At 65.1% G+C, this 212-nt stretch carries 1 protein-coding gene; it reads left to right on the forward strand.

All coding sequences use genetic code 11. The features are described from left to right. Positions 1-212 (forward strand): hydrogenase subunit MbhD domain-containing protein (locus ACW9IR_RS30455; RefSeq protein ID WP_457466329.1); only part of this gene is annotated, 212 nt, incomplete at both ends.

Here is a 212-nt window from a genome sequence, read left to right on the forward strand (position 1 = left end):
GCAAGCCAAGTACCACCGGCTGGCGGCCCTGACCATGGTCAGCGTGTGCGGCCTGATGACCTGCGTGACCTTTGTGTGGTTCTCGGCGCCGGACCTGGCGCTGACCCAACTGGTGGTGGAAGTGGTGACCACGGTGCTGATCCTGCTTGGCCTGCGCTGGCTGCCACGGCGGATCGAAGAAGTGTCGCCACTGCCGAGTTCGCTGCGTAAGG

This window comes from Pseudomonas sp. SDT291_1_S447 (genome assembly GCF_054070155.1).